Origin of the sequence: Francisella sp. SYW-9 (assembly GCF_008711465.1) — a bacterium.
Classification (GTDB): domain Bacteria; phylum Pseudomonadota; class Gammaproteobacteria; order Francisellales; family Francisellaceae; genus Francisella.
The window spans coordinates 44325-70260 of the sequence record NZ_VXKQ01000008.1; the positions used below are offsets into that span (position 1 = coordinate 44325).

Consider the following 25936-nt stretch of genomic DNA (forward strand, 5'->3'; position numbering starts at 1 on the left):
ATAATAATCAACCTTTCCTAGTTATTTGCTTTGTCTTTTAGAATCTCTACTGCAGGTAACTGCTTACCTTCTAAAAACTCTAAAAATGCTCCACCAGCTGTTGATATATAAGAAACCTTATCTTTTATATCAAACTTTTCGATAGCTGCAATTGTATCGCCACCACCTGCAACTGAAAAAGCATCTGATTCTGCTATAGCTAAAGATAAAGCTTTTGTGCCTTCTGCAAAGCTATCAAACTCAAAAACTCCCACAGGGCCATTCCACAATATCGTATTTGCAGAAACTAAAAACTTAGCAATATTTTTCTCAGACTCAGGACCAATGTCTAAAATCATTTCATCATCAGCGACATCTGATACATTTTTAATAACGGCTTTTGCATTTTCACTAAAATCTTTAGCTACTCGTACGTCTACAGGTACTGGAATGCTTATTCCTTTTGCCTTAGCTTTTGCTAGAATATCTTTTGCTTCAACTACAAGGTCTTCTTCATACAGAGAGTTTCCTACACTGTAGCCTTCAGCCTTTATAAAAGTATTTGCGATACCTCCGCCAACAATAAGTATTTCAACCTTATCTAAAAGATTATGCAATACAGACAACTTAGTTGAAACTTTAGATCCACCAACTATTGCAGCCATTGGCTTTTTAGGTGCTTTCAATGCTTTTTCTAAAGCATGAATCTCATTAGCTAAAAGTAATCCTGCACATGCTACAGGTACATACTTAGCTACACCATATGTTGATGCTTGAGCTCTATGAGCTGTAGCAAAAGCATCCATAACAAAGACATCTCCAAGACTTGCTATCTTTTGAGATAACTCATCATCAGATTTTTTCTCACCTTTGTTAAAGCGAACGTTATCACACATAACGATTTCACCAGAATTAACATCTACACCATTTAACCAATCTTTAGCAAATTTAACTGGCTTATTAATAATTCCAGATAGTGCTTCTGCTACGGGCTCTAGTGAAAACTGAGGATCATATTCACCTTCAGTAGGACGACCAAGGTGAGACATTAAAATAACAGCTCCTCCTTGATCTAAAATATATTGAATTGTTGGAATAGCAGCCTCAATTCTAACTTTACTTGTAACCTTGCCATCTTTGACAGGTACATTAAAGTCTACTCGAACAAGAACTCTTTTACCTTTTAAATCAACATCTTTTAAAGTTAGAAAACTCATAACTTACTCCAGATTTATAAAGCTCCAAAATATTCTACTACTCTAACCATTTGGTTTGTATAAGACATTTCATTGTCATACCAAGATACAACTTTAACTAATGACTTATCTCCAAGTGAAGTTACTTTAGTTTGAGTAGCATCAAATAATGATCCTTCTGAAATGCCAATAATATCACTAGATACTAACTCTTCTTCTGTATAACCAAAAGAATCATTAGCAGCTGCTTTCATTGCAGAATTAACTTCTTCAGCTGTAACACTCTTAGATACTACAGCAACAAGCTCAGTTAAAGATCCAGTAGGTACAGGAACACGTTGAGCAGCCCCATCTAATTTACCAGCTAACTCAGGTATTACAAGACCGATAGCTTTAGCAGCACCTGTCGAGTTAGGAACGATATTTGCAGCAGCAGCTCTTGCACGGCGGAAATCATTTTTTGCATGAGGAGCATCTAAAGTATTTTGATCACCAGTATAAGCATGAATAGTAGTCATAAAACCACTTTCAACCGTTGCTAAATCATGTAAACCTTTAGCCATAGGAGCTAAACAGTTAGTTGTACAAGATGCTGCAGATATAATTTTCTCATCTGAATTTAATATATCATGATTAACACCAAATACTACTGTTGGTAGATCATTACCAGCAGGAGCTGAAATAACTACTTTTTTAGCACCAGCATCTATATGAGCTTGTGACTTTGCTTTTGATACATAAAAACCAGTACATTCTAGTACAACATCTACATTTAACTCACCCCATGGTAAGTTAGCAGCATCTTTTTCTGCATATATTTTAATTTCTTTACCATCTACAACTATAGAATCTTCTTTTGCTGATGTTACAGCTGCCTTTGAGAATCTACCTTGAGCAGAATCATACTTTAATAAATGTGCTAACATTTTTGGATTTGTTAAGTCATTAATCGCAACAATTTCAATTCCATCTTTATCAAACATTTGACGAAAAGCTAAACGACCAATTCTACCGAAACCATTAATTGCAACTCTCATTATTAATCTCCTTAAGATATTATCTTGCGAAAGTTATTTACACATATCTAGCAACAATGTTGCTAATATTCTCTACAGTAAAGCCAAAATGTTTAAATAAATCTGCAGCAGGTGCTGATTCACCAAAACTGTAGATTCCCTTTACTTCACCGCCAGCCTTAGGCATATATTTATACCACATATCAGGCTGTGCCATTTCTACAAAAACAGCTGGAATTTCATTTTTGATTACTGATTTTTTATACTCTTGAGACTGAGCATCAAAAATTTCTACACAAGGTATAGAAGCTACATTTATCTTTATACCTCTATTTTCAAACTCTTTGGCTGTATTTATAGCTAGTTCAACTTCTGAACCTGTAGCAACAATAGTTGCTTTTGCATCAGAATGCTCTTTAACTAAATACCCACCTTTTGAAACATTTGCTACTTGCTCTTGGTTTTCAACGACAGGCTGTAACCCTTGACGAGTTAAAACCATCACACTTGGTGTATCTTCTGATTTTACAGTTTCTTGCCAAGCAACCATTGTTTCAATTACATCTGCAGGTCTCCAAACATTTAAATTCGGTATTAATCTTAAACTTGGTACATGCTCAATTGGCTGATGCGTTGGACCATCTTCACCTAATCCAATAGAGTCATGAGACATAACATGAACTACAGGTTGTTTCATCAATGCAGACATTCTAATAGCATTTCTAGAATAATCACTAAATACTAAGAATGTGCCACCATAAGGTTTTAATCCACCATACAAACTTAAACCATTCATAATAGCAGCCATACCAAACTCTCTAACCCCATATGATAGATAGTTAGCTCCATCATCGGTGTTGTTTAACCAAATAGAACCACTCCAATTAGTGTTGTTAGATCCTGTTAAATCTGCTGAACCACCAAACATCTCCGGCATTTTACTGCATAATACTTCTAATGCCATTTGAGAAGCTTTACGTGTAGCTACTTTTACAGGATTTGCTAACTGAGACTCAATATACTCACTTACAGCAATATTTAGCTCGGAAGGTAGCTCTTTATTTAATACTCTATTTAATTCTTCAAATTTAGGACTATCTTTATAAGAATCCCATATTTTCTGCCAATTCTGCTCTAAAACTTGGCCTTTTTCTGTAGCATCCCAATATTTATATACATTTTGGGGCACTTCAAATGCTTCATAACCCCAGCCTAACTCTTTTGCAGCTGAAGCTCTCTCTTGATCACTTAAAGGTGAGCCGTGAACAGAAGCCGTACCTGCTTTTTCAGGTGATCCAAAACCAATAACTGTCTTACAACATATTAAAGTTGGCTTATCCTGTTCAGCTTTTGCATCAATAATTGCTTGTTCTATAGCAGCAAAATCATGACCATCAACACCTTTAATAACATTCCACCCATAAGCTTCAAACCTTTCAACTGTGTTATCTGTAAACCATCCTTTAGTATCTCCGTCAATAGAAATACTATTATCATCCCAGAAAGCTACTAACTTATTTAACCCTAAAGTTCCAGCTAGAGAACAAGCTTCATGAGAAATACCTTCCATTAAACAGCCATCGCCTAAAAACACATAAGTGTGATGATCTATTATTTCCGTATCAGATGTATTATATCTTTGCGATAAAAGTTTTTCACCTAAAGCCATACCAACAGCATTTGCCACACCTTGGCCTAATGGTCCCGTAGTGGTTTCAACACCAGCAGTATATCCATACTCTGGATGTCCTGGAGTTTTTGAATGAAGTTGTCTGAAATTTTTAATATCATCAATTGACACATCATAACCTGACAAATGTAATAATGAATATAAAAGCATTGAACCATGCCCATTTGATAGCACAAATCTATCTCTATTTATCCAACCTGGATTCTTAGGATTATGTTTAAGGAACTTCGTCCATAAAACTGTAGCTATATCAGCCATACCCATAGGCATACCAGGATGACCTGACTTAGCTTTTAATGTTGCATCAATAGATAAAAATCTTATAGCATTTGAGACTTCTTGAGGAATCGATAAAGACATTAGTATTTGACCTTTTATTTGTAACTGTTAACACACAAAAACATTAATTATTACGATAATACAGCAGAGACTTCCATAAAACAAGAAATCACGCTAGAATGTTATAATTAAAGATTACAATTCATTATAATGAAAGATAGTTATTATTATATAAACTACTCTGTATATGCTAAGCAAAAAAGGGAGTTGCAAAACTTTAAAATCACGCTAGAACATCCTGAAGAAATTTCTACATTAATTCATAACATACCTCAGAATTTTATATGTAATTTTTCATTTTTTGAGGAGAAAAATCATGCATGTATAAAGTATAATATATATGCAACTATTAAACTAATTTGTCAAAATACTCTAGAACCTTTTGATTATGATTTTAAAGTATCAAATAGTATAATAATTGTAGAAGATGATAGACTAACTACAGATAGTTTGAATGAGCCTTTTATATGTGAAAAATCAGTAATTGATTTACGCGACATCCTTAAAGAAGAAATCCTCCTAGACTTACCTCTAGTACCAAAAAAAGACTCTAACACTTGTAAAAATGTAAAAAAACATTCATACTATAGCGAACAAGAAAATGTTACAAAAGAAAAAAAGAATCCTTTTGAGATTCTTAAAAATCTTAAAACAACATAATTTGCAGTAAATTTAAAAAAATAAGAGGTTAACTAAAATGGCTGTACAACAGGTAAAAAAAAGCAGATCAAGAAGAGATATGAGAAGATCTCACGACTCTCTAACATCTTCTACTTTGTCTACTGACAAATCAACAGGTGAATTACACTTAAGACATCATGTATCACCTAATGGCTTTTACAAAGGCAAGAAAGTTGTAAACACAAAATCTGAAGACTAATTAGTTTCATAAATAACTTCGGTAACCTGTTTATTAAAGGATATTTAATTTAATAAGCACAACTAACTATCTATATAGGAAATTTTATTTATCATGAGTTATAAAATATCTATAGATGCTATGGGTGGTGATAACGGTTTAAATACCACAATCCCTGCAGCTCTTGAAGCAGTAAAAAAAGACTCTAATCTACAGATTGTACTTGTTGGTGATCACCATAAAGTTAAAAGAGCTTTAGACAGATACTCAAAGGTAAAAAAAATAAAACTCCCTGTATTACAGAGGGTAGCTATTCATCACGCTAGTGAAACCGTAGCTATGGATGAGTCCCCATCAATCGCTGTAAGAAAGAAAAAAGACTCTTCAATGAGAGTAGCTATAAACCTTGTTAAAGACGGTACTGTTGATGCTTGCGTTAGTGCTGGTAACACTGGCGCCCTAATGGCGACATCTAAGTTTGTATTAAAAACTGTAAACGGTGTTGATCGCCCAGCTATTGTATATGCACTTCCTGCATACAATAGAGAAACTAGACAACTAAGCAAAACTTACATGCTTGATCTTGGAGCTAACGTTGTTTGTTCTTCTGAACAGCTTTTCCAGTTTGCAATAATGGGATCAATATTAGCAGCTAGTTCAAAAGGAGTTGCTGAGCCTAGAGTCTCATTACTTAATATTGGTGAAGAAGAAATGAAAGGCTTAGACAACATTAAAAATGCTGCTAAGTTACTGCAAGGTTGTGACTTTATTAATTACCAAGGTTATATCGAAGGTAAGTACATTTTCGACGACTCTACGGATGTTATCGTTTGTGATGGTTTTGTAGGAAACGTATCATTAAAAACTATGGAAGGTAGTTTGAGACTTATCGAGTCATTAATCAAAAAATCAATGAGAGAAACCTCTTGGTTAATGAAGGTTCCTTTAATGATGGCCTTACCATTTTTCAAAAAAATGAAAACGGGGATGAACCTTGATAGTTTCAATGGTGCTTCACTTTTAGGCTTAACAGGGATTGTTGTGAAGAGCCATGGTAGCGCTAGCGCTAATGCGTTTGAAACAGCGATTTATGAGGCAATCAAAGAAATCAAATATAATATTCCTAAAACAATCCAAGAATCTCTAGAAAAAGTTCTTTAATTTTTTTATTCATGATACAATAATTTTTGAGTCCTAAGCTATTTATCTGATAATTAGCTTCAGGAATTTTTTGTTATTAATCTAACTAAAGTAGGTATAACTATATAATGTTTTCACAAATACTAGGTACAGGAAGCTATTTACCTGAAAAAATCTTAACTAATGAAGATATAAGTAAATTTGTAGATACTTCAGATGAATGGATAAAACAGAGAGTTGGTATAGAAAGACGTCATTGTGCAAATGAAAAAGAAACAACAAGCTATATGGCTACACAAGCAGCAAAAAAAGCTCTTGAGGCAGCCAACTTAGAAGCTAATGATATTGATACTATTATAGTTGCTACGAGCACTGGTGATTATATCATGCCATCAACAGCATCTATGGTTCAACAGAACCTAGGAATAACAAACCTAAAAGCTCGCTGCTTTGATGTTTCTGCTGCATGTAGTGGCTTTGTCTATGCTCTTGATATTGCGAAGCAATATATAGAAAGCTCAAGTTCAAAGAACATTTTAGTAATTGGTGCTGAGAGGATGACACGAGTTCTTGATTGGAGTGACCGATCTACATGTGTCCTTTTCGGTGATGGCGCAGGAGCAGTTGTTGTTTCAGCAAGCAAAGAACAAAAAATACTATCATCATTATTATTTACAGATGGTTCTTGTCTTGAAATGTTAAATGTACCGAATAACCTCCCAAACACAATAGGTAGTAAGATTGGTATCGACCCCTATATAGTTATGGAAGGAAACAAAGTTTTTAAATTCGCTGTTTCAAGACTATCATCCTTAGCCGATGAACTAATAGCAGAAGCAGGCATAGAAGCTAACGATATTGACTGGCTAGTTCCTCACCAAGCGAATTATAGAATACTAAACTCAACAGCAAAAAAAATAAACATGCCTATGTCTAAAGTTGTTACAACATTACAAGATCACGGCAATACTTCTGCAGCATCTATACCTTTAGCTTTAGACTATGCTGTAAGAAACAATCAAATTAAACCCGGAGAAACAATAATTTCTGAAGCATTCGGCGCAGGATTTGTCTGGGGTGGATTTATCGCAAAAATATAATCTAGCATATAACAACTTTTGTTCAATAAGGAGATTTTATTATGTCAAAAATAGCTATAGTTTTTCCAGGTCAAGGTTCACAGAAGTTAGGAATGCTTCAAGACTATTATGAAAGATTTGAAACTTTCAAAAACACTATTGACGAGGCAAAACAACATCTTGGCTATGATCTATGGAATATCATCCAGAATGATCAAGATACTTTAAATAAGACTGAATTTACACAACCAGCGCTACTAGCTACTAGCTATGCTATTTTCAAAGTTTTAAAAGAACAAAAACCTGATCTTAATATAGAATACTTTGCTGGACACAGCCTAGGTGAATATACTGCCCTTCTAGCTGCTGGATGCATCTCATACAAAGATGCTTTACAGCTTGTATCTACAAGAGGTAAATTAATGCAAAGCGCAGTTACTGATAAAGACTGTGCTATGAGTGCCGTACTAGGATTATCAAATGAAGATGTAATCCAAGCATGCAAAGAAGCTTCTGATGCTGGAGTAGTTGAAGCTGCCAACTTCAACTCAACTGGCCAAGTTGTAATCTCTGGTGAAAAAATAGCTATAGAAAAAGCTAATGTTATAGCTAAAGAAAAAGGTGCTAAACGTGCTCAAATATTAGCAGTTAGCGTACCTTCACACTGCTCATTAATGAAAAATGCAGCTGATAAGTTTGAAGCTGAATTAAATAAAGTAGAATTTAGAAAACCTACTACAGCTGTTGTACAAAACTTTGATGCGAAATCACACAGTAATCCTTCAGAAATAAAGTCAGCAGTAATTAAGCAATTATATAAGCCTGTATTATGGACACAATCAGTAGAAGAGCTAGCTAGTCTTGGTGTCTCTGAAGTTATTGAGTGTGGACCAAATAAAGTATTATGCGGACTTATAAAGAGAATAGATAAATCTCTAACTATCAAAGATACAAACACAGTAGACAGTTTAGAAAACATTTAAATAGGAGATATAAATGTCTTTAAATGAAAAAGTTGTATTAGTAACAGGTGCTAGTCGTGGAATTGGTTTTGAAGTTGCAAATACATTAGCAAGTAAAGGTGCTACAGTTATAGGAACAGCTACTACTCAAGCATCAACTGAAAAATTTGAAAAGTCAATGTCTGATAAAGGCTATAATGCCAAAGGCATGGTTCTAAATATTTCTGATACTGACAGCATTAAAGATTTTTTTGCTCAAGTTAAAGCAGAAAAGCTAGCAATAGATGTACTAGTAAATAATGCTGGTATTACTCGTGATAATTTGATGATGAGAATGTCTGAAGAAGAGTGGAATGCCGTTATTAATACCAACCTTAGCTCTATTTTCCGTATGACAAAAGAATGTATCCGTGGAATGATGAAAAAAAGGTGGGGAAGAATTATTTCTATTGGTTCAGTAGTTGCCTCAGCAGGTAACCCTGGACAATCTAACTACTGTGCAGCTAAAGCTGGTGTAATTGGTTTTTCAAAATCATTAGCGTATGAAGTTGCTACTAGGAACATAACTGTCAATGTTGTAGCCCCAGGTTTCATCGCAACAGATATGACTGACAAACTGACAGATGAGCAAAAATCATTTATTGCAACTAAGATACCATCAGGCCAAATGGGTGAGCCAAAAGATATAGCTGCTACTGTTGCATTTCTAGCTTCAGAAGATGCAAGATATATCACTGGCCAAACACTTCATGTCAATGGTGGCATGTATATGGCTTAATTTTTGGAAAATTATTGCAAAAATGAATAAAAAATAATATTATTAGAAATGAATACAAATTTTCAATTTTTAAAACAAAAATAAGAAGGAAAAAATAACATGAGCGCAAACGAAGTATATGCTAAAGTAAACTCTATCATTGTTGAGCAACTAGGTGTTAAAGAAGAAGATCTTAAACCAGAAGCTTCTTTCATTGATGACTTAGGTGCAGACTCTCTAGATACTGTTGAATTAGTTATGGCTCTAGAAGAAGAATTCGACACTGAAATTCCAGATGAAGATGCTGAGAAAATCAGAACTGTTAAAGATGTTTACGACTATATCGACTCTAAAGTAAACTAATCTAAAATTATCCCAAAGTCTGTACGGGTTTTAGATAATCCGTGCTTTTTCTAAAAGTATATAAACAGGTTAATTTAAATTATGAAATCTAATCGTAGAGTAGTTGTTACTGGTCTTGGTATGGTAACGCCTTTAGGAAATGATGTCCCTACGACTTGGGCTAATATTCTAGCTGGGAAAAGTGGTGTAGAAACTATTACTAGTTTTGATACTCCAGCTCCAGATATTAGCGAGTTTAAAGTTAGATTTGCAGCAAGAATCAAAGGTTTTGATGTAAATGCGCTTGTAGGGAAAAAAGATGCTAAAAGAGTAGATCCTTTCTGCTACTATGGTATCGCAGCAGCTAATGAAGCTTTGAAAGATGCTGGTATAGATAAAGTATCTGAAGAAGACTCTTATAAATTTGGAGTTTGTGTTAGTTCTGGAATCGGCGGTATAGAAACTTTAGAGGCTACTAAGGCAACTATAGATAAAAAAGGACCATCAAAGATTTCTCCTTTTTGTATACCTTCATCTATTATAAACATGCTTTCAGGGATTATATCTATAAATCATGGTTTAAGAGGTCCTAACGTACCAATCGTTACAGCATGTACTACTGGTACTCATAACATTGGGATGGCAGCTAGATTAATTGCTAGTGGCGATGCTGACGCTATGCTGGCAGGTGGTTCTGAGAAAGCTAGTAATGCTATCGGTATGGGTGGTTTTGCTGCTGCTAGAGCATTATCTACTAGAAATGATGATCCACAAGGTGCATCTCGTCCATGGGACAAAGATAGAGATGGATTTGTCTTAGGTGATGGTTCTGGTGTGGTTGTTCTAGAAGAATATGAAAAAGCTAAGGCACGTGGTGCTAAAATCTACGCTGAAGTTGTAGGTTTTGGTATGTCTGCTGATGGTTACCATATGACTATGCCATATGCAGCTGGTCAAGAAAGATGTGTGCAAAATGCTCTAGCAGATGCTGATCTTGATAAAAACCCAGATGCTATTGACTATGTTAATGCTCATGGTACTTCAACTCCTTTAGGCGATGTTCAAGAAAGCCAAGTTGTTGAGAAAATGATTGGTCAATATAGAAAAGATCTTGTAATGAGCTCTACTAAATCTATGACTGGACATTTACTTGGTGCAGCAGGTGCAATAGAGTCTATCTTTAGTGTTCTTGCGATAAGAGACCAAGTAGCTCCACCTACAATCAATCTACAAAACTTAGATGATGGCTGTAATTTAGATTATGCTGCCAATGCAGCTAAGAAAATGAAAATAGATTATGTACTTAATAACTCTTTTGGATTTGGTGGTACAAATGGTTCTGTAATTTTCAAAAAAATCTAATATCTATCTTAATTATTATAATAACTTTTAAAGCCACATTAGTGGCTTTTTTTATACCTAGGAGAAAAAAATGCATATTCATATTATTGATCTACAATATTTAGTGGAAGAAAGTGAAGTAGCAAAAATTAGACCATCTCATAGAGACTTCTTAGATATTGGCTACAGTAAAGGTATATTTCTAGCATCAGGGCCAAAAATACCTAAAACTGGAGGAATTATATTGGCTTTAGGGAATATAGATGAGATTAAAGAATTTATTAAAAATGATCCGTTTTATATAAATAATATTGCTAAATATAGTTTTAGCAGTTTTGATGCTGTTAAACATGCAATTAAGGTTTAAAAAAACCATACATCATTTCTCTTTTCTTGCCAAACCCTGTATCTTTTTTTACTTCAAAACCATACTTCTGCAATTTTTTTCGTACTAAAGAGCTTGCTGTAAAAGTTGCAAATGAAGAATTTGATTTAGAACGTAAAGCCATATTTTTGAACAAAATATCATTCCACATCGCAATATTCCTAGCAGGTGTAAATCCATCTAGAAACCATGAATCTACTTTAGAAAATCTATATTGCCCAATATTATTAACATCATCTATAATTAGCTTTAATGTTACATTCTCAAAACTAATTATATTTAAACCTTTTTGAGGCTTATATTGCTCTAGAAATTTTTCATAGTTATTTAATTGTTCAAAGCTATTTAATACTTTTGATGTATTTTCTAAATCCATAGGATATTTTTCAAATGAGACAAACTCTAACTGAGCATCTTTAGGGGCGACTTTTTGCCAAAGATTAAGTGTTAAAGTAAAATTAAGCCCAGCACCAAAACCAGTCTCACAAATACAAAATTTTTGCTTAGTACTTAGGGATTTAAACTTATGCTCTAAAAAATTATGTTCTAAGAAGTTATAAGTACTCTCCTCTACCCCAGAATCACTAGAAAAATAAAAATCATCAAAAATATCTGACTTTGGAGTGTTTTTCTCCCAGATTACTTTTGCAAAATCCATAAAATATAGTCCTATCTAAAATATAAAAGAATTTCCTTAGCAGAATACTAAGCAAGCCTCTTGCTAAAAACAAGCGCATGTGCAAAAATAATGTTTTGATATCACTTGTCTAAAGCCACAATGGAAAATACAGTAGAAAATACAACGTCTCTAAAAAATAAACTATTAATAACATTAATTTGCTATCTTTGTTACTTTTATACAGCTAATGTTGTTCTTGTAACAGGATCTGTAATGAGGCCTCTATCTAAATATTTTCATGATAGTAATATTGGTTTTGCATTTACTTTTATTAATGTAGCAATGTGGTTTGCTATACTAGTGATCGGTTTTCTAATGACTAAGTTTTCAATAAAACTATTACTTATAGCAGCTGTTGCAATTGGTGTTATATCATCATTGATTACAAGCCTACTGCCTTCAATGTTTACATTAAAAATACTTTTAACTAGTGTAGGTATAACTGGAGGTCTATTCATGGCTATCGGTAGTTATATGATCGTACGAATCTATAATGACCATAAAATAAGAGCTATGAATGTAATTTTTACAGACTTCTTTTTTAGTTTTGGTGGCGCTTTAACACCAATCTTTGCAGCATATTTAATAACACAAAACTTCCAGTGGTATACGATATATCTGATTTTACAGATCACTGCGATTATTATATTAATACTTTCAGCTTTTGCTGACTTCACAATATTAAATAGACATAAAATAGCTCAAACCACTAAATCAAAACTAAGCTTTTCAACATGGAACTTTAGTTTATATTGTATAGCTTTTGCAGCATTTTTATTTTTACTAGCGCAATTAACTATGACTAGTTATGCGCAAACTTATTTCCAAGAAATCTTAGGCTGGGGAACTATTGATGCAAACAAACCATTATCATATTTCTGGATGGCACAATGTATTGGCTTATTCATAAGCCCTCTAATAACAAGAGTTGTTCCTTTAAAATATATCTTACCAACATTTATGCTTGTTGGATTAGTTGCTTTGTCTTGTATCCTTTACATACCAAATATGGATATCGTATTAAAGTCTGCGATAGTTTTTGGGTTATTTAACTGTTATATTTATGCTGGATTATTAGCTTATGGAACTTTTCAAATTGAGAATGCTCCTCCTACACTAATAACAACTATCCTACTCTTTGGTACGACTGGTACTGCCCTTTCAACAACTACAGGAGCATTTATCAATAAATATTTTGGTCTAACAAGTGTAATGCACGCTGTGATAGCTTTTTATGTACTATCTTTTATACTTGTTATATTGGCTGTTATTTTTTCTAAAGAACAAAAAAAAGCTATTTAAAAAATATCCATTATTAATTTTCCTAATAAGACATATCAATTGTTTTAGTTATCAACTTATATAAAAACACTGTATAGTTTATCCAAGATTATCAACAACTATAGAGTAACTATTATGAAAAACTACTTTACACAAAGTATGATCCTTGGTGTATTTTTAGTAGCTATACTTGCTGGTATAGCATACTTTATTGCTAAAATTCCAATGATAGAGAATCTCGGGATTAGTCCTTTAATTATAGGTATTGTTCTAGGTATGGCTTTAACACATACTCCAGCAGCTAAAATAATACATCAATGGAAAGAAGGCATAGTTTTTAGTGCTAAAAAGATACTTAGATTTGCAATTATCTTTTATGGTTTTAACTTAACTTTTCAACTTATAGCATCAGTCGGTTTAGCAGGACTATCTGTTTCTATAATTATGCTAGTTTCTACATTACTAATAGGTATTTTTCTAGGTACTAGAGTCTTTGGACTAGATAGAGATAGTTCTATCTTAGTTGCAGCTGGTAGTGCTGTATGTGGCGCTGCTGCTGTATTAGCAACTGAAGGCACACTAAAATCAGAACCATATAAAGCAGCTATGGCTGTAGGTACCGTTGTTCTATTTGGTACAACTGCAATGTTTCTATACCCTATCTTAATGAAAGCAGGCCTTTTAGGCCATATGAGTGATACTCAATATGGTATATTCGCTGGTGGCTCTATTCATGAGGTTGCTCAGGTTGTAGCAGCTGGAAGTGGTGTTAGCGCTCATGCTGAAGAAGTAGCAGTAACTGTTAAAATGATACGTGTAATGATGCTAGCTCCGATGCTAATTGTTATTGGCATATGGTTAGCAAAATCTGCTGCTAAAGCTACTGGTAAAATTGGTACTCGACCAGAAAAAGGTTCTATCAAAAAAATAATCCCATGGTTTGCTATAGGTTTTATCATTGTTGCTGGATTTAACTCTTTAGATCTATTACCTGTAGCAACTGTAAGTAGTATTAGACTAGCTGACCAATTTTTATTAGCTATGGCAATGACAGCTTTAGGATTAGAAACACATGTATCTAAATTTATCCAAGCAGGAATCAAACCTTTAGTATTAGCTCTAATACTATTTGCATGGTTATTCTTTGGTGGCATAGCTATCACATATGGCGTAACTAGCATAATATAGTATCTTATTTACCTAAAGCTATCCTATTTTGTTATTAAATAATGTATCATATAAAAAAATAATTATTATTACAAAATCTCTACTATGAAACCCATTCTTAATGTTGTAACAACTATCGCTAGAAAAGCTGGAAAAATCATCCTTCAAGCACAAAATGATCCAAGTACTATAAAAATTTCAAAAAAACCTGACAACTCTGTTGTATCTAACGTTGACGTTGCAGTTGAAAATTTTATCATCGATAATATTAAAAAGTCTGGTTTTAATGATTACTTTATAACTGAAGAAAATGGCGAGTTTGGTAACAAAGATAGTCGTTTTACTTGGATTATAGATCCAATTGATGGCACTAGCAACTTTGTGCACGGATTACCGCACTGCTGTATTTCTATAGGTGTAAAAAAGGATGATGATATTGTTCTTGGTGTTATCTATAACCCTTTCTTAGATCTAATGTTCTATGCTTATAAAGGTGAAGGTGCCCTTTTAAATGGTAAAAAAATCCGTGTAGCACAAAAACAAGATTTAACTGATACTCTTATTTCAGCATCTCTTAAATACTCACGCAGAATATTTAATGATAGCTATGTTGCGGAAATCATAAAACTACAACAAGTAATTTCAGGATATAGATACTCCGGTAGTATAGCTATGGATATGGCGTATGTGGCTGCTGGTTATATTGATGGTTTATGGGCTTGTGGTAATGTGAAAATCTGGGATCTAGCTGCTGGTTATATCATCATGAAAGAAGCTGGTGCTATTGTTACAGATATCCATGGTACAAATAACCTAAACTCAGGATTAATAGTTGCTGGTAATAAAAAAGTTCAACCTAAACTTATCAAACTTTTAGCAAAACATATTAAACAATAATGAATACTCGAGCTATAGCAGCTAAAGTTATCTTAGATATTCTAGATCAGCAATATTCTCTTTTAACTATTGAACACAAGCTTTCAAACCTAGATATATCTGATCAAGATAAGTCCTTTGTTAAACTTCTATGCTATGAATTTTTTAGAAACTACTTTTCTTTAGAGAAGATTCTAAAGCCACATATCTCAGACAAAACCAAACAAAAAGCAAAGATTTTAATAATGCTTGGAATTCTACAGATTTTTGAGATCAATCAGCCTCACTATGCAAGTATTAATGAAACAGTCTCTGCATGTCAAAAGCTAAAGATAGTTTGGGCAAAAAAATTAGTTAATGGTGTTCTTAGAAAAATTCTTAGAAATATAGATAGTCTAACTGAAGAATATAATAACCATAAGAAATATGATATGCCTGAATGGCTTATTAATATATTAAAACAACAGTACCCTAATAGCTATCTAAATATTATACAAGCTAGTAATTCAAAAGCAGATATGTTTGTGCGTTTAAATAGCTCAAAAGATCCTGCTAAAGTTATAGAACACTTTAATGAAAACGATATCCCTTATGAGTCACAAAATAAGCTTAAAAACTCAATAAAGCTTAAAAAACCAATAGCTGTAGAAAAAGATACCCTTTTTCAAAAAGGCTATTTTACAGTACAAGACTTATCTGCTCAATACGCAGGTTGGATAATTAATCCACAAAATGATGATAAAATCCTCGATGCATGTGCTGCTCCTGGAGGCAAGACTTCACATATTTTAGAACTGGCTCCTAAAGCAGACATTACAGCTATAGATATCTTAGATAGGCGCCTAGAACTTCTAAAAGAAAACCTAAATAGAGTCTCTCATAATAATAACGTAAAAGTTATTAAACAAGATCTTACAAAAACACTTGACGACAGATTTAACAAAATAATCCTCGATGCTCCTTGTACAGCTTTAGGAACTATTCGAAGAAATCCTGATATCAAATTATTACGTAATAATAGTGACATAAATAATATTACAAAGTTACAAGCACAAATTTTACAAAATATTTGGGATAATAATTTAGAAGATAATGGCCTGCTTCTATACGTGACTTGTTCAATATTAAAACAGGAAAATCAAGATCAAATAGAAAAATTCTTAGCAAAAAATAATAATGCAAACATTGTTAACGTTGATATTTTAGAAGAGTATAAAACTAAGTACGGTTATCAAATACTACCTGACACTAAAAAAGGTGATGGATTTTATTATTGTCTGATTATAAAGACTTCTTCTTTTTAGCTGTTATTTTAGCTGCTGCTTCCTTAGGAGATACAGTTAGCTTCAACCTATTTAGTTGATAATCATTATCGAAGAATATATCTTCTATCTTATCATCAATAACAAAACCTAATGCTGTATAAAATGCTAAAGAATGTATATCATTTGAATACACATAAGCAGTATCTATTTCATGCTTCTCAAATAAGTATTTAACTACATTTTCACCAATTCCTTTACCAAAGTATCTAGGATCTATAGGAGTAAAAAGAAGCTCTCTATCACGGATACATGTAAATCCAACAATCTCATCATCTATAACTTGAACAAAGGATTTAACATTTGGATCTTTAAAGTATTTTGCTTCTAAAGCTTCCATCTCTTTATTGATCTCACTTGTTGTAAGAAATTGACAAGTTTTAGATATGCACTCTTCCCATATGATCAACATATCTTTAAAATCTTTTGGAGTTGCCTTTCTTATTTGCATTTTAATCCTTTAAATTAAATGAGTTTATAATATGTAACTTCACGTAATTCTACGATAAAGAATTAAGGTTGTAAACAATTATTGCATATATACGTAAACCAATTCCAATAAATATTTCATTTAAATTTCATCAAATATCTACTTAATTTTTATCGCAAAACCTTAATATTAAAGGCTTTACTAGTATTAAATACCTTGTATTATTGTCATAGTAAAATATTGTAATATAGCAATCTTTGTGTTAATCCTAAATTAAGTTAATTTTTTGGGAAAAATTATGATTAATTGGAAGCCTCATCAAAAACACACTGTAACGGGCTGTTTTATCAGTTGGACTCTCGATGCCTTTGACTTTTTTATTCTAGTTTTTCTATTTCATCGTATCTCAGCTTATTTTAATACGAGTATTACTGTAATATCTTTTACCGTAATGCTAACTTTGATCTGTAGACCAATAGGAGCCTTTATATTTGGTATACTTGCAGAAAAGTATGGACGAAAAAGAACTTTATTAATTAATGTTGCTAGCTACTCGATAATACAAATTATCTCAGCCTTTTCCTCTACTGTTTCATTCTTTATGGTTACTAGACTTATCTATGGTATTGCTATGGGTGGGGTATGGGGAGTCGCATCAACACTAGCATTTGAACAATCTCCTGCAAATGCTAGAGGCGCTATATCTGGATTATTCCAAGCTGGATACCCTTTTGGGTATTTATTAGCCTCCATAGTATATGGCATCTTTATTAATTTCTTTGATTGGCAAGGTATGTTTATTTTAGCAGGACTTATTCCTCTTGTATTTTTATTACCATACCTATATTTCAAAGTACCTGTATCTGATGTATGGCTTGAGCAAAAACAACAAAGACAGAACAAAAGTGTTGCTATCGATATTGTTCATTCAATCAAAAATAATTGGAAGGTTTGTATCTTTATAGTAGTAATGATGGCTGCCTTTAATTTCTTCTCTCATGGAACACAAGATCTATATCCCACATTCCTAACTATCCAACATCATCTAGATAGTACAACTGTTAGTATAATTGCTGTCTGTTATAATATTTCATCAATCATTGGTGGTATATTCTTTGGTATATTTTCTCAAAAAATAGGTAGAAGAAATGCAATTTTAATAGCTGCTTTATTAGCCTTGCCAGTAATACCTCTTTGGGCATTTGCTGGAGCCCCTATTTGGTTTGGCTTGGGAGCTGTCTTAATGCAATTCTTTGTTCAAGGTGCTTGGGGAATTGTACCTACTTATTTAAATGAACTAACTCCAAAACAAGCCCAAACGACTTTACCGGGATTTGCATATCAATTAGGAAATGTGGTTGCCTCTATTAATGCTCCTCTTCAAGCAATTATAGCAGCACACCATGGCGGCAACTATGGTGTAGGATTAGCTTGGGTTGCTGGAGTAGTAAGTGTCATACTAGTAATATTAATGCTAGTAGCAAAATTGATGCCTAATATTACTAATCCTAAGAATCTATCTACTATTTAGTTATTCATCGATTTTCAAATAAATGATATATTTAGTGACAATATAACTAATCTTAAAAATTTTGGTAATTTAATATGGAAAATAACTACGATGTAGTAATTATTGGAGCGGGTATTATTGGATTATCTACAGCCTGGCAACTATTAAAAAATCATCCTTCATTAAAAGTTTGTATCTTAGAAAAAGAAGATAATCTTGCAAAACATCAAAGTGGTCATAATAGTGGAGTAATTCATGCAGGAGTGTACTATACACCAGGTAGCCTAAAAGCCAAGCTTTGTCTAGAAGGTTGTAGAGAAGCTAAAAAATTTTGCCAAGAATATAATGTAGATTATAAAGAAACAGGAAAATTAATAGTTGCACTAAATGCTCAAGAGTTAGAATGGATGGAAAACTTGATCCTCCGTTGCCAAAAGAATGGATTATCTATACAACGATTAGATAAAGATGAGGTTAGTAAAATACAACCAGGATTAAAATCTGAAGGTGGCTTTCTTGTTAAAGAAACCGGAATAGTTAACTGGAAAGATGTTTGCTTAAAATACGCTGAGTTATTTCAAAATTTTGGTGGAGAAATATTTTATAATAAAATTGTTGAAAATATTAATGAATCTTCACAATGTATAGATATCTTGACTAAAGATAAAACTACAATTTCTACAAAATATCTAATCTCATGTGCAGGACTATATTCTGATAGAATTCTAAAGATGTCTGGAATTATCCCTGATTATAAAATTGTTCCTTTCCGAGGAGAATATTATAGTTTAGATTCAGAGCTTACAAAAACTATTAAATATTGTATATACCCTGTTCCGAACCCAAATCTACCATTTCTAGGTGTGCACTTTACTCCTCAAGTTAATCAAGACGTAACTATCGGACCTAGTGCTGTTCTAGCACTAGCCAGAGAAGGATATAAGTGGAGAAATATAAATCTAAAAGACTGCGTAGAAACTATATTTTACCAAGCTTTCTGGAAACTAGTATCAGCTAATTTAAAAGCAACCTATGATGAGCTTAAAGACTCTATGTTTAAAAAATCATATTTAAAAAAAGTACAACAATACTTTCCAAATATTCAAACTGGAGATTTAAAGCCTTACCCAGCCGGTGTTAGGGCTCAAGCATTAGGAAAAGATGGCAAGCTTGTTGATGATTTTCTTTTTAAAATAACATCTCGAGCTTTACATGTCTGTAATGCCCCTTCTCCTGCAGCAACATCTAGCTTACCTATTGGCAAATATATCATTGATAAATTTGAGAAAGAGATTTTACAATCTTAATAATGTTTAAATATCTAGGAAAAACCGCTTATAAAACTTCTCATCTAAAGATAAATTATTTGGATGCGAACCTGATAATCCTTGTGGAACCTTAAGTCCATACTGATTATAAAACTCTATCCAATATTGTGAAATTGTAGAATCATTTTCAGAAATATAGTTAAGCTCATGTTGTGTAAAGTATTTTTGTTTACTTGCTAAGTTAAAAGCCTCATGGATTAACTCTGAGCAGTAAAGCTTTCTTTTTATATCAGGTAAAAATAAGTCATTATAGCTAAAACCAATAAATTCTTTTGCTTGTAAAATAACTTTATCTAAAAAGTTATTACTTTCATTTACTCGTGCTGCAAGAATCTTTTTATTTAAATATTTAGAGATATTGGATTTAATTACTCCACCAACCTTTACAGCTTCAATAATCTCTCCAGATCCGATATACAAAGCACAATGATAGTAGCTATCTTGAGCATACCCTCTTGATAATTCAGATATGTTTTTCTCAGAACTATCAGAAATAAATAGTACATCACCCTTCTTTAAGTTTTGAATATTCATAATAGATCTTTTAGTTGCTCTTCATTTATAACATCTACACCTAAATCTTGAGCTTTTGTAAGTTTGCTACCAGCATTATCTCCATAGATAACCATATCAGTCTTCTTAGAAACACTTGAAGTAACCTTAGCACCGATTAATTTTAAAAGCTGAGTAAGTTCAGTACGACTATAATTTTCAAAAGTACCTGTAATAACTACTGTCTTACCAACAAAGTTATCATTAGTCTCTGACTCGACTTTCTCAGGGTTTTGTATATCAATTCCGACGCTTAGAAGATCATTAACAATATTTATATTTAATGAATCTTGCCAAAAAGAGACTATATTATTAGCCATAATCTCACCGATATCACTAATTTCTACTAGCTCTTCAATAGTTGATTTTTTAAAGCTCTCCAAATTACCAAAATGATTTGCTAGTGCTTCTGATGAAACTTCACCAATATCTTTGATACCAATAGAGAAAATAAATCTCGCTAAGCTTGGAGTCTTACTTTTAGCAATAGAATCTAAAACGTTCTGTGATGATTTAGTTCCCATTCTTTCTAAGTTAATTAATTGCTCAAAACTAAGCTTATATATATCAGCAGGGTATTTAATCAAATCCGCAGCAACTAGCTGTTCTATCAATTTTGCACCTAGCTTGTCAATATCCATAGCTTTACGTGATACAAAGTGTTTTAATCGTTCTGTAGTTTGCGCTTGGCAATGCCACCCACCTGTACAACGATATATAGCTTGATCATTAATATTCTCTATCGATGAGTCACATACTGGACAACATAAGGGCATCTCTACTATTTGAGCATCTGGCTTACGATATTGCACTAATGATTTAACAATCTCAGGAATAACATCTCCAGCTCTACGCACTATCACCCTATCACCTACACGAATATCTTTACGCCTAATCTCATTGATATTGTGCAATGTAGCATTTGAGACTATCACACCGCCGACAGCAACAGGTTTAAGTCTAGCTACAGGAGTAATAGCTCCTGTCCTACCAACTTGAAACTCCACATTTAAAATCTCTGACTCAACCTCTTCTGCTGGGAATTTATAAGCAATAGCCCACTTAGGACCTCTTGCCGTATAACCAATAGCATCTTGTAGCTTAATGTTATTTACTTTAAAAACTAAGCCATCAATATCATAAGCTAAATCCGCACGTTGATGACTCATTTTACTATGGTACTCTTTAAGCTCTGCAAAATCTTTTGCTAAAAACATATTATCACTAATAGTAAAGCCAAAATCCTTTAACTGATTCATCAAATCAAACTGTGTTTCTGGATGGATAAAGTCTTTTGAAAAATAACCTATACCATAACTGTATAGTTTTAACGGTCGCTTTGCTACAACTCTAGAGTCTAACATACGAATACTACCAGCTGCTGCATTACGTGGATTTGCAAAAGTTTTATTTTCATTAGCCTGCATATACTCATTAAGAGCTAAGAAACTTTGCTTATCTAAAATAATCTCCCCCCGAACCTCTAATTCTTCAGGTGGATTCGCTGTATTTAATTTAAGTGGGATATTTCTAATAGTCTTAACATTTTCAGAGACCTTTTCACCTTGAATACCATCACCACGTGTCACAGCATAGTCAAACTCACCATTTTTATAGAAAATGCTAATAGCTAGGCCATCCATTTTAGGCTCACACTCAAGCGCAACATCATACTCAATTTTTTCATAAAAATCTTTAAGTTCTTCAAGACTAAAAACATTAGCTAAAGAAGTCATTTTCTTTTTATGTTTGATAGTTTCAAAACCTGCCAACACCTCTCCCCCAACTCGATCAATGACTGAGTTTACAGGTTTAACCTGAGGATTTTTATCAACTAAATCCTGAAGTAATTTAAAAAGCCTGTCATAGTCAGAATCAGAAATTATTGGCTTATCTAAGGTATGATACAGATAGCTTTGGTGATTAAGAAAATCTGCAAGTTTATCAATATTTACTTTTAGTTCTGTCTGACTAAGGACACTATAGTTTAGAGAAAGAAAATCATTAACATTCATGAAAATAAGAATGGTCTATAAGTTATTTTATAAGGGATATTTTATACTATTTAATTACTTTGTATAAGGCAAAATCAATCAAATATTCTTTAGATAAAAAGAAAATATAAATCTCTTATTGTTTGTATTAAAAGCATTGTCATCAAACTAAACATATGGTATAAATTCACGTTGTGAAAATAAGACTGTATACATTATAAGTAACAGTACTTATAAATAGCATTGATATTGACCTATCTTATAGGCAATAATAGTTAAAAATTAATTTAAAAAATGGACTTGATTTATGCAACAGGTACCTAAGTATGTAATTGTCGGCGACGGCAATGTAGCATCTCATATATGCTACTATTTCGAATGTTTAAAATTAGATTTTAAACAATGGTCTCGTAAAGAAGATATATCTAGATTAAATAATCTACTAGATAAAGCAACTCATGTTTTAGTTTCAATCAAAGATGATCAAATAGAGAACTTTATAGAAAGCAATCTTTCTAACAGATTAGACTCTCTAGTTATAATACATTTCTCTGGCGCGCTAAGTATTGAGAATGCAATTGGAGCACATCCACTACAGAGTTTTCCTGATAAATGCTTATACACACTAGAAGAGTATAAATCTATCCCATTTATTATAGATAATAAAGATATAGAGTTTAGTAAACTTTTACCTGGATTACCTAATCCTAATTTCTCAATAAATAAAGACGCCAAACCTTACTATCATGCGATGTGTGTTCTAGCAAATAATGTAACTGCTATAATTTGGAAAAAGTTTTGTATTGAAATGGAATCTCGCTTCAACATTAACAAAACTCATCTAATGCCTTACCTAGATAAAACATTTAAAAATATCCAACAAAATCATAATGCAATATCTGGACCAATTTCAAGAGGAGATAATATAACTTTACAAAAAGATCTTGAAGCCTTGGTTGGCGATGATTTTTATAACTTCTTTAAGGCTATCGTTAATCAATTTATAACTACGGATAAAATATGAAATCAATTTTAGACTTCGAAAAAGCTAAAGCAAAGCAACAAAAGATATCCATGATTACATGTTATGATTACTCTTTTGCGAATATTATCAACAATACTGATATTGACTGTATTCTTGTTGGTGATAGTGGTGGTATGGTTTTGCTTGGTAAAGAAAATACTACTCATACTACTTTAGCTGATATGCAATTTATGACAAAAGCAGTAGCTCGAGGAGCTAAAAATAAGCTTATAATTGCTGATTTACCATTTATAAGCTATAGACAGTCACTTGAGATAACAATGCAATCTGTAGCAACCCTGATACACTCAGGTGCCCAAGCAGTCAAATTAGAGGGTGCGGCTGGTAATTTAGATACTATAAGACATATTGTTGATTCAGGCGTTCCTGTAATGGGTCATATTGGCTTAACTCCACAATTCATAAATGGTTTAGGTGGATTTAAAGTCCAAGGTAAAACTGAAGTTGCTGCTATAAAACTACTAAATGAGGCAAAGCAACTAGAAGAAGCTGGGTGCTTTTCAATAGTATTAGAATGCATCCCTACTAAAGTTGCTAAGAAAATAACACAAGCTTTAAATATCCCAACAATAGGCATAGGAGCTGGTTCAAATACCGATGGTCAAGTTATTGTTCTACAAGATATGTTAGGAATGAATAATGATTTCCAACCTAAATTTGTAAAAAAGTTTGTAGATGCTTCACAATCTTTTTCTAAAACAATAAATAACTATGTTAAAGAAACAAAAACGGGTATTTTCCCAAGTAAGGAACACACATATGATTATAACTAATAATATTGAAAATTTTCAGCTAGTAAGGTCTAGCTTTGGTAGCGAGAAAAAGATTGGTTTTGTTCCTACTATGGGTACTTTACACAGTGGTCATGTTAGTTTGATTAAAAAAGCTCAAGCAGAAAATGATTTGGTTATAGTTAGTATATTTGTAAACCCAACTCAATTTAATAATCATCATGATTTTCAAACTTACCCTAATAATTTAGAGCAAGATATAAAAATACTAGAGTCTCTAGAGGTAGATATATTATTTAATCCTAATCAAAAAGATATCTATCCAGATGGCGATTCTCTTAAGATACTGCCTAATATTGAAATAGCTAATATATTAGAGGGAAAAGCACGCCCTAGACATTTTAGTGGTATGTTAACTGTAGTTCTAAAGCTTTTACAAATAACTAGACCAAATAATTTATACCTAGGTGAAAAAGATTATCAGCAGCTAGCTTTAATTAGGCAACTTGTAAAAGATTTTTTCATTGATACTAAAGTAATTGGTTGTCCAACAGTTAGAGAAGATTTTGGACTACCTCTTAGCTCAAGAAACAAAAATCTATCAATCTCTGATATCGAGATTACTAAAGAGATCTATAACATTCTCAAAGATGATGATTTCTCTAACTTAGAAGATCTTTACAGCAAAATTGAAACTATAGGAGCAAAACCAGAATATATAAAAGAGATAGATAATAGAATATTCTTGGCATTTTATGTCAAAAAAGTACGCTTGATTGATAATTTTTTTAAGGAGACAGGACCAGCATGCTAATTTCAATGTTAAAATCAAAAATCTCATATGCTACAGTAACAGGTAAAGATCTATTTTATGTTGGAAGTATAACTATCGATAGCGAAATAATGAAGCAAGCTAATATTGTAGAAAATGAGAAGGTCCAAGTAGTAAATCTAAATAATGGCGAGCGCCTAGAAACATATGTAATAAAAGGACAAGCTAATAGTAAAACTATCGCACTAAACGGCCCAGCTGCGAGAAAATGTGAGAAAGGAGATCAACTTTTTATTATCTCATATGCACAGATTGATCCTAGCAAAGAAACACTAAAACCTAAACTGGTTGATCTAAAACACGGAGAATAAAAAATGTTAGTATGCATTGATATCGGAAATACGCATATATTTGGTGGAGTTTTTATAGGTGATAAGATCAAATATAATTTTAGATACCCCTCAACTACACCATGTACTTCTGATACTTTAGGCATATTTTTACTTTCATTTTTTGAAAGAAAAAAACTGGATATCGAAGATATTGAGGCCGTTGTGCTATCTTCAGTGGTTCCTCATTTAGAGTATTCTGTTAACTCTGCATGCAAGAAATACTTAGGCATAACTCCACTTGAGCTAAAACCTGGAATAAAAACTGGACTCAAACTCAGTATTAAAAATCCGCTAGATTTAGGCGCAGATCGTGTAGCAAATTCAGTGGCAGCAATGTCACATTTTCCTGCAAAAAATATTATGATTGTTGACTTTGGCACAGCTACTACTATCTGTGCTATCTCAGATAACAAATCATATATTGGTGGTGCGATCCTACCTGGAATTAGCTTATCAATGGATAGCTTATCTAGAAAGACAGCAAAGCTATCTGATGTCACAATATCAAAACCAGACTCAGCTTTAGGTAAAACAACTATCTCACAGATCCAATCTGGTTTAGTCTATGGACAATTAGGTGCAATCAAAGAAATAGTTAGTCGTATATCTCAAGAAAGTTTTCCTGAAACAGCCTCTGTATTAATAGCTACAGGTGGTTACGCTCACTTATTTGAGAGTGAAAAATACTTTGATGTTATTATTCCTGATTTATTACTTCACGGTTTAAAAATAATTCACAAGATGAATAAATAAACTTACAATTTGAAGAATG

27 protein-coding genes are annotated in these 25936 nt (G+C 32.8%); 20 read left to right on the plus strand and 7 right to left on the minus strand.

All coding sequences use genetic code 11. The features are described from left to right. Positions 1-17 precede the first annotated feature (17 nt). Genes F3D62_RS03850 through tkt form a run of 3 tightly spaced genes read right to left on the minus strand, consistent with a single transcriptional unit; the run spans position 18 to position 4241 of the window. Positions 18-1196, minus strand: a complete 1179-nt coding sequence (locus F3D62_RS03850) for a phosphoglycerate kinase (protein WP_150466932.1) — start codon at positions 1194-1196, stop codon at positions 18-20. A gap of 14 nt (positions 1197-1210) precedes the next feature. Next, positions 1211-2212: a type I glyceraldehyde-3-phosphate dehydrogenase gene (gene gap / locus F3D62_RS03855; RefSeq protein WP_150466933.1), complete on the minus strand. Its 1002-nt coding sequence runs from the start codon at positions 2210-2212 to the stop codon at positions 1211-1213. Between the two features lie 37 nt (positions 2213-2249). Next, the gene (tkt, locus tag F3D62_RS03860) at positions 2250-4241 is read right to left on the minus strand and encodes a transketolase (protein ID WP_150466934.1); all 1992 of its coding nucleotides are present in this window, start codon (positions 4239-4241) and stop codon (positions 2250-2252) included. A 129-nt stretch (positions 4242-4370) separates the two neighbouring features. Here tkt and F3D62_RS03865 point away from each other — a divergent pair, with 129 nt between their 5' ends. From F3D62_RS03865 to F3D62_RS03905, 9 genes are all read left to right on the plus strand, one after another. After that, a complete protein-coding gene (locus tag F3D62_RS03865; protein WP_150466935.1) occupies positions 4371-4880 on the plus strand; it encodes a YceD family protein in 510 nt (169 codons plus the stop codon). A gap of 37 nt (positions 4881-4917) precedes the next feature. Beyond that, positions 4918-5100: a 50S ribosomal protein L32 gene (rpmF, locus tag F3D62_RS03870; protein ID WP_150466936.1), complete on the plus strand. Its 183-nt coding sequence runs from the start codon at positions 4918-4920 to the stop codon at positions 5098-5100. Between the two features lie 93 nt (positions 5101-5193). Continuing rightward, on the plus strand, positions 5194-6240 hold the full coding sequence (plsX, locus tag F3D62_RS03875; protein ID WP_150466937.1) for a phosphate acyltransferase PlsX: 1047 nt from the start codon (positions 5194-5196) through the stop codon (positions 6238-6240). Positions 6241-6347: 107 nt separating this feature from the next. After that, positions 6348-7319 carry a beta-ketoacyl-ACP synthase III gene (locus F3D62_RS03880; RefSeq protein ID WP_150466938.1) on the plus strand — a complete coding sequence of 324 codons (972 nt, stop codon included), beginning with the start codon at positions 6348-6350 and terminating at the stop codon, positions 7317-7319. 41 nt (positions 7320-7360) lie between these two features. After that, on the plus strand, positions 7361-8281 hold the full coding sequence (fabD, locus tag F3D62_RS03885) for an ACP S-malonyltransferase (RefSeq protein WP_150466939.1): 921 nt from the start codon (positions 7361-7363) through the stop codon (positions 8279-8281). A gap of 13 nt (positions 8282-8294) precedes the next feature. Continuing rightward, entirely contained in the window at positions 8295-9038 is a 744-nt protein-coding gene (gene fabG / locus F3D62_RS03890; RefSeq protein WP_150466940.1) for a 3-oxoacyl-ACP reductase FabG, read from the plus strand. A gap of 99 nt (positions 9039-9137) precedes the next feature. After that, positions 9138-9380 carry an acyl carrier protein gene (gene acpP / locus F3D62_RS03895; RefSeq protein ID WP_004287370.1) on the plus strand — a complete coding sequence of 81 codons (243 nt, stop codon included), beginning with the start codon at positions 9138-9140 and terminating at the stop codon, positions 9378-9380. Positions 9381-9461: 81 nt separating this feature from the next. Beyond that, the gene (fabF, locus tag F3D62_RS03900) at positions 9462-10721 is read left to right on the plus strand and encodes a beta-ketoacyl-ACP synthase II (protein WP_150466941.1); all 1260 of its coding nucleotides are present in this window, start codon (positions 9462-9464) and stop codon (positions 10719-10721) included. A 70-nt stretch (positions 10722-10791) separates the two neighbouring features. Beyond that, positions 10792-11067 carry a YciI family protein gene (locus F3D62_RS03905; protein ID WP_150466942.1) on the plus strand — a complete coding sequence of 92 codons (276 nt, stop codon included), beginning with the start codon at positions 10792-10794 and terminating at the stop codon, positions 11065-11067. Here F3D62_RS03905 and mnmD read toward each other — a convergent pair. Beyond that, a complete protein-coding gene (gene mnmD / locus F3D62_RS03910; RefSeq protein WP_150466943.1) occupies positions 11057-11743 on the minus strand; it encodes a tRNA (5-methylaminomethyl-2-thiouridine)(34)-methyltransferase MnmD in 687 nt (228 codons plus the stop codon). The two genes, F3D62_RS03905 and mnmD, sit on opposite strands and share 11 nt — an antisense overlap. A gap of 120 nt (positions 11744-11863) precedes the next feature. Between mnmD and tsgA the strand changes: the two genes are divergently transcribed. From tsgA to rsmB, 4 genes are all read left to right on the plus strand, one after another. Beyond that, complete coding sequence (tsgA, locus tag F3D62_RS03915) at positions 11864-13066, plus strand: MFS transporter TsgA (protein WP_150466944.1); 1203 nt, start codon at positions 11864-11866, stop codon at positions 13064-13066. A 114-nt stretch (positions 13067-13180) separates the two neighbouring features. Next, positions 13181-14233: a YeiH family protein gene (locus F3D62_RS03920; protein ID WP_150466945.1), complete on the plus strand. Its 1053-nt coding sequence runs from the start codon at positions 13181-13183 to the stop codon at positions 14231-14233. A gap of 84 nt (positions 14234-14317) precedes the next feature. Next, a complete protein-coding gene (locus F3D62_RS03925) occupies positions 14318-15109 on the plus strand; it encodes an inositol monophosphatase family protein (RefSeq protein WP_150466946.1) in 792 nt (263 codons plus the stop codon). Further along, positions 15109-16392 carry a 16S rRNA (cytosine(967)-C(5))-methyltransferase RsmB gene (gene rsmB, locus F3D62_RS03930; protein WP_150466947.1) on the plus strand — a complete coding sequence of 428 codons (1284 nt, stop codon included), beginning with the start codon at positions 15109-15111 and terminating at the stop codon, positions 16390-16392. Before F3D62_RS03925 ends, rsmB begins: the two co-directional genes overlap by 1 nt. Here rsmB and F3D62_RS03935 read toward each other — a convergent pair. Then, positions 16370-16861, minus strand: a complete 492-nt coding sequence (locus F3D62_RS03935; RefSeq protein ID WP_150466948.1) for a GNAT family N-acetyltransferase — start codon at positions 16859-16861, stop codon at positions 16370-16372. The two genes, rsmB and F3D62_RS03935, sit on opposite strands and share 23 nt — an antisense overlap. Positions 16862-17138: 277 nt before the next feature. On the opposite strand from F3D62_RS03935, the gene F3D62_RS03940 reads away from it, so the two are divergent. Both F3D62_RS03940 and lhgO read left to right on the plus strand, forming a co-directional pair. Next, the gene (locus tag F3D62_RS03940; RefSeq protein ID WP_150466949.1) at positions 17139-18371 is read left to right on the plus strand and encodes an MFS transporter; all 1233 of its coding nucleotides are present in this window, start codon (positions 17139-17141) and stop codon (positions 18369-18371) included. A 74-nt stretch (positions 18372-18445) separates the two neighbouring features. Continuing rightward, on the plus strand, positions 18446-19657 hold the full coding sequence (lhgO, locus tag F3D62_RS03945; RefSeq protein WP_150466950.1) for an L-2-hydroxyglutarate oxidase: 1212 nt from the start codon (positions 18446-18448) through the stop codon (positions 19655-19657). A gap of 6 nt (positions 19658-19663) precedes the next feature. Here the strand turns inward: lhgO and F3D62_RS03950 are convergent, their stop codons facing one another. Both F3D62_RS03950 and ligA read right to left on the minus strand, forming a co-directional pair. Beyond that, entirely contained in the window at positions 19664-20212 is a 549-nt protein-coding gene (locus F3D62_RS03950) for a YiiX/YebB-like N1pC/P60 family cysteine hydrolase (protein WP_150466951.1), read from the minus strand. After that, positions 20209-22245, minus strand: coding sequence for an NAD-dependent DNA ligase LigA (gene ligA, locus F3D62_RS03955; protein WP_150466952.1), 2037 nt, complete (start codon positions 22243-22245; stop codon positions 20209-20211). The genes F3D62_RS03950 and ligA overlap by 4 nt, the downstream gene beginning before the upstream one ends. 286 nt (positions 22246-22531) lie before the next feature. Between ligA and F3D62_RS03960 the strand changes: the two genes are divergently transcribed. Genes F3D62_RS03960 through F3D62_RS03980 form a run of 5 tightly spaced genes read left to right on the plus strand, consistent with a single transcriptional unit; the run spans position 22532 to position 25917 of the window. Further along, positions 22532-23248 (plus strand): DUF2520 domain-containing protein, encoded by a 717-nt coding sequence (locus tag F3D62_RS03960; RefSeq protein ID WP_150466953.1) that lies wholly within the window; start codon positions 22532-22534, stop codon positions 23246-23248. Then, a complete protein-coding gene (gene panB / locus F3D62_RS03965; protein WP_150466954.1) occupies positions 23245-24042 on the plus strand; it encodes a 3-methyl-2-oxobutanoate hydroxymethyltransferase in 798 nt (265 codons plus the stop codon). The genes F3D62_RS03960 and panB overlap by 4 nt, the downstream gene beginning before the upstream one ends. Beyond that, complete coding sequence (gene panC / locus F3D62_RS03970; RefSeq protein WP_150466955.1) at positions 24029-24814, plus strand: pantoate--beta-alanine ligase; 786 nt, start codon at positions 24029-24031, stop codon at positions 24812-24814. The genes panB and panC overlap by 14 nt, the downstream gene beginning before the upstream one ends. Further along, positions 24808-25143, plus strand: coding sequence for an aspartate 1-decarboxylase (gene panD / locus F3D62_RS03975; RefSeq protein ID WP_150466956.1), 336 nt, complete (start codon positions 24808-24810; stop codon positions 25141-25143). Before panC ends, panD begins: the two co-directional genes overlap by 7 nt. 3 nt (positions 25144-25146) lie before the next feature. Continuing rightward, entirely contained in the window at positions 25147-25917 is a 771-nt protein-coding gene (locus F3D62_RS03980) for a type III pantothenate kinase (RefSeq protein WP_150466957.1), read from the plus strand. Positions 25918-25936 lie beyond the last annotated feature (19 nt).

Coding starts and splice junctions, on each gene's coding strand:
- F3D62_RS03850 (WP_150466932.1), bottom strand. CDS start 1,196: ATGAGTTTTCTAACTTTAAAAGATGTTGATTTAAAAGGTAAAAGAGTT.
- gap (WP_150466933.1), bottom strand. CDS start 2,212: ATGAGAGTTGCAATTAATGGTTTCGGTAGAATTGGTCGTTTAGCTTTT.
- tkt (WP_150466934.1), bottom strand. CDS start 4,241: ATGTCTTTATCGATTCCTCAAGAAGTCTCAAATGCTATAAGATTTTTA.
- F3D62_RS03865 (WP_150466935.1), top strand. CDS start 4,371: ATGAAAGATAGTTATTATTATATAAACTACTCTGTATATGCTAAGCAA.
- rpmF (WP_150466936.1), top strand. CDS start 4,918: ATGGCTGTACAACAGGTAAAAAAAAGCAGATCAAGAAGAGATATGAGA.
- plsX (WP_150466937.1), top strand. CDS start 5,194: ATGAGTTATAAAATATCTATAGATGCTATGGGTGGTGATAACGGTTTA.
- F3D62_RS03880 (WP_150466938.1), top strand. CDS start 6,348: ATGTTTTCACAAATACTAGGTACAGGAAGCTATTTACCTGAAAAAATC.
- fabD (WP_150466939.1), top strand. CDS start 7,361: ATGTCAAAAATAGCTATAGTTTTTCCAGGTCAAGGTTCACAGAAGTTA.
- fabG (WP_150466940.1), top strand. CDS start 8,295: ATGTCTTTAAATGAAAAAGTTGTATTAGTAACAGGTGCTAGTCGTGGA.
- acpP (WP_004287370.1), top strand. CDS start 9,138: ATGAGCGCAAACGAAGTATATGCTAAAGTAAACTCTATCATTGTTGAG.
- fabF (WP_150466941.1), top strand. CDS start 9,462: ATGAAATCTAATCGTAGAGTAGTTGTTACTGGTCTTGGTATGGTAACG.
- F3D62_RS03905 (WP_150466942.1), top strand. CDS start 10,792: ATGCATATTCATATTATTGATCTACAATATTTAGTGGAAGAAAGTGAA.
- mnmD (WP_150466943.1), bottom strand. CDS start 11,743: ATGGATTTTGCAAAAGTAATCTGGGAGAAAAACACTCCAAAGTCAGAT.
- tsgA (WP_150466944.1), top strand. CDS start 11,864: ATGGAAAATACAGTAGAAAATACAACGTCTCTAAAAAATAAACTATTA.
- F3D62_RS03920 (WP_150466945.1), top strand. CDS start 13,181: ATGAAAAACTACTTTACACAAAGTATGATCCTTGGTGTATTTTTAGTA.
- F3D62_RS03925 (WP_150466946.1), top strand. CDS start 14,318: ATGAAACCCATTCTTAATGTTGTAACAACTATCGCTAGAAAAGCTGGA.
- rsmB (WP_150466947.1), top strand. CDS start 15,109: ATGAATACTCGAGCTATAGCAGCTAAAGTTATCTTAGATATTCTAGAT.
- F3D62_RS03935 (WP_150466948.1), bottom strand. CDS start 16,861: ATGCAAATAAGAAAGGCAACTCCAAAAGATTTTAAAGATATGTTGATC.
- F3D62_RS03940 (WP_150466949.1), top strand. CDS start 17,139: ATGATTAATTGGAAGCCTCATCAAAAACACACTGTAACGGGCTGTTTT.
- lhgO (WP_150466950.1), top strand. CDS start 18,446: ATGGAAAATAACTACGATGTAGTAATTATTGGAGCGGGTATTATTGGA.
- F3D62_RS03950 (WP_150466951.1), bottom strand. CDS start 20,212: ATGAATATTCAAAACTTAAAGAAGGGTGATGTACTATTTATTTCTGAT.
- ligA (WP_150466952.1), bottom strand. CDS start 22,245: ATGAATGTTAATGATTTTCTTTCTCTAAACTATAGTGTCCTTAGTCAG.
- F3D62_RS03960 (WP_150466953.1), top strand. CDS start 22,532: ATGCAACAGGTACCTAAGTATGTAATTGTCGGCGACGGCAATGTAGCA.
- panB (WP_150466954.1), top strand. CDS start 23,245: ATGAAATCAATTTTAGACTTCGAAAAAGCTAAAGCAAAGCAACAAAAG.
- panC (WP_150466955.1), top strand. CDS start 24,029: ATGATTATAACTAATAATATTGAAAATTTTCAGCTAGTAAGGTCTAGC.
- panD (WP_150466956.1), top strand. CDS start 24,808: ATGCTAATTTCAATGTTAAAATCAAAAATCTCATATGCTACAGTAACA.
- F3D62_RS03980 (WP_150466957.1), top strand. CDS start 25,147: ATGTTAGTATGCATTGATATCGGAAATACGCATATATTTGGTGGAGTT.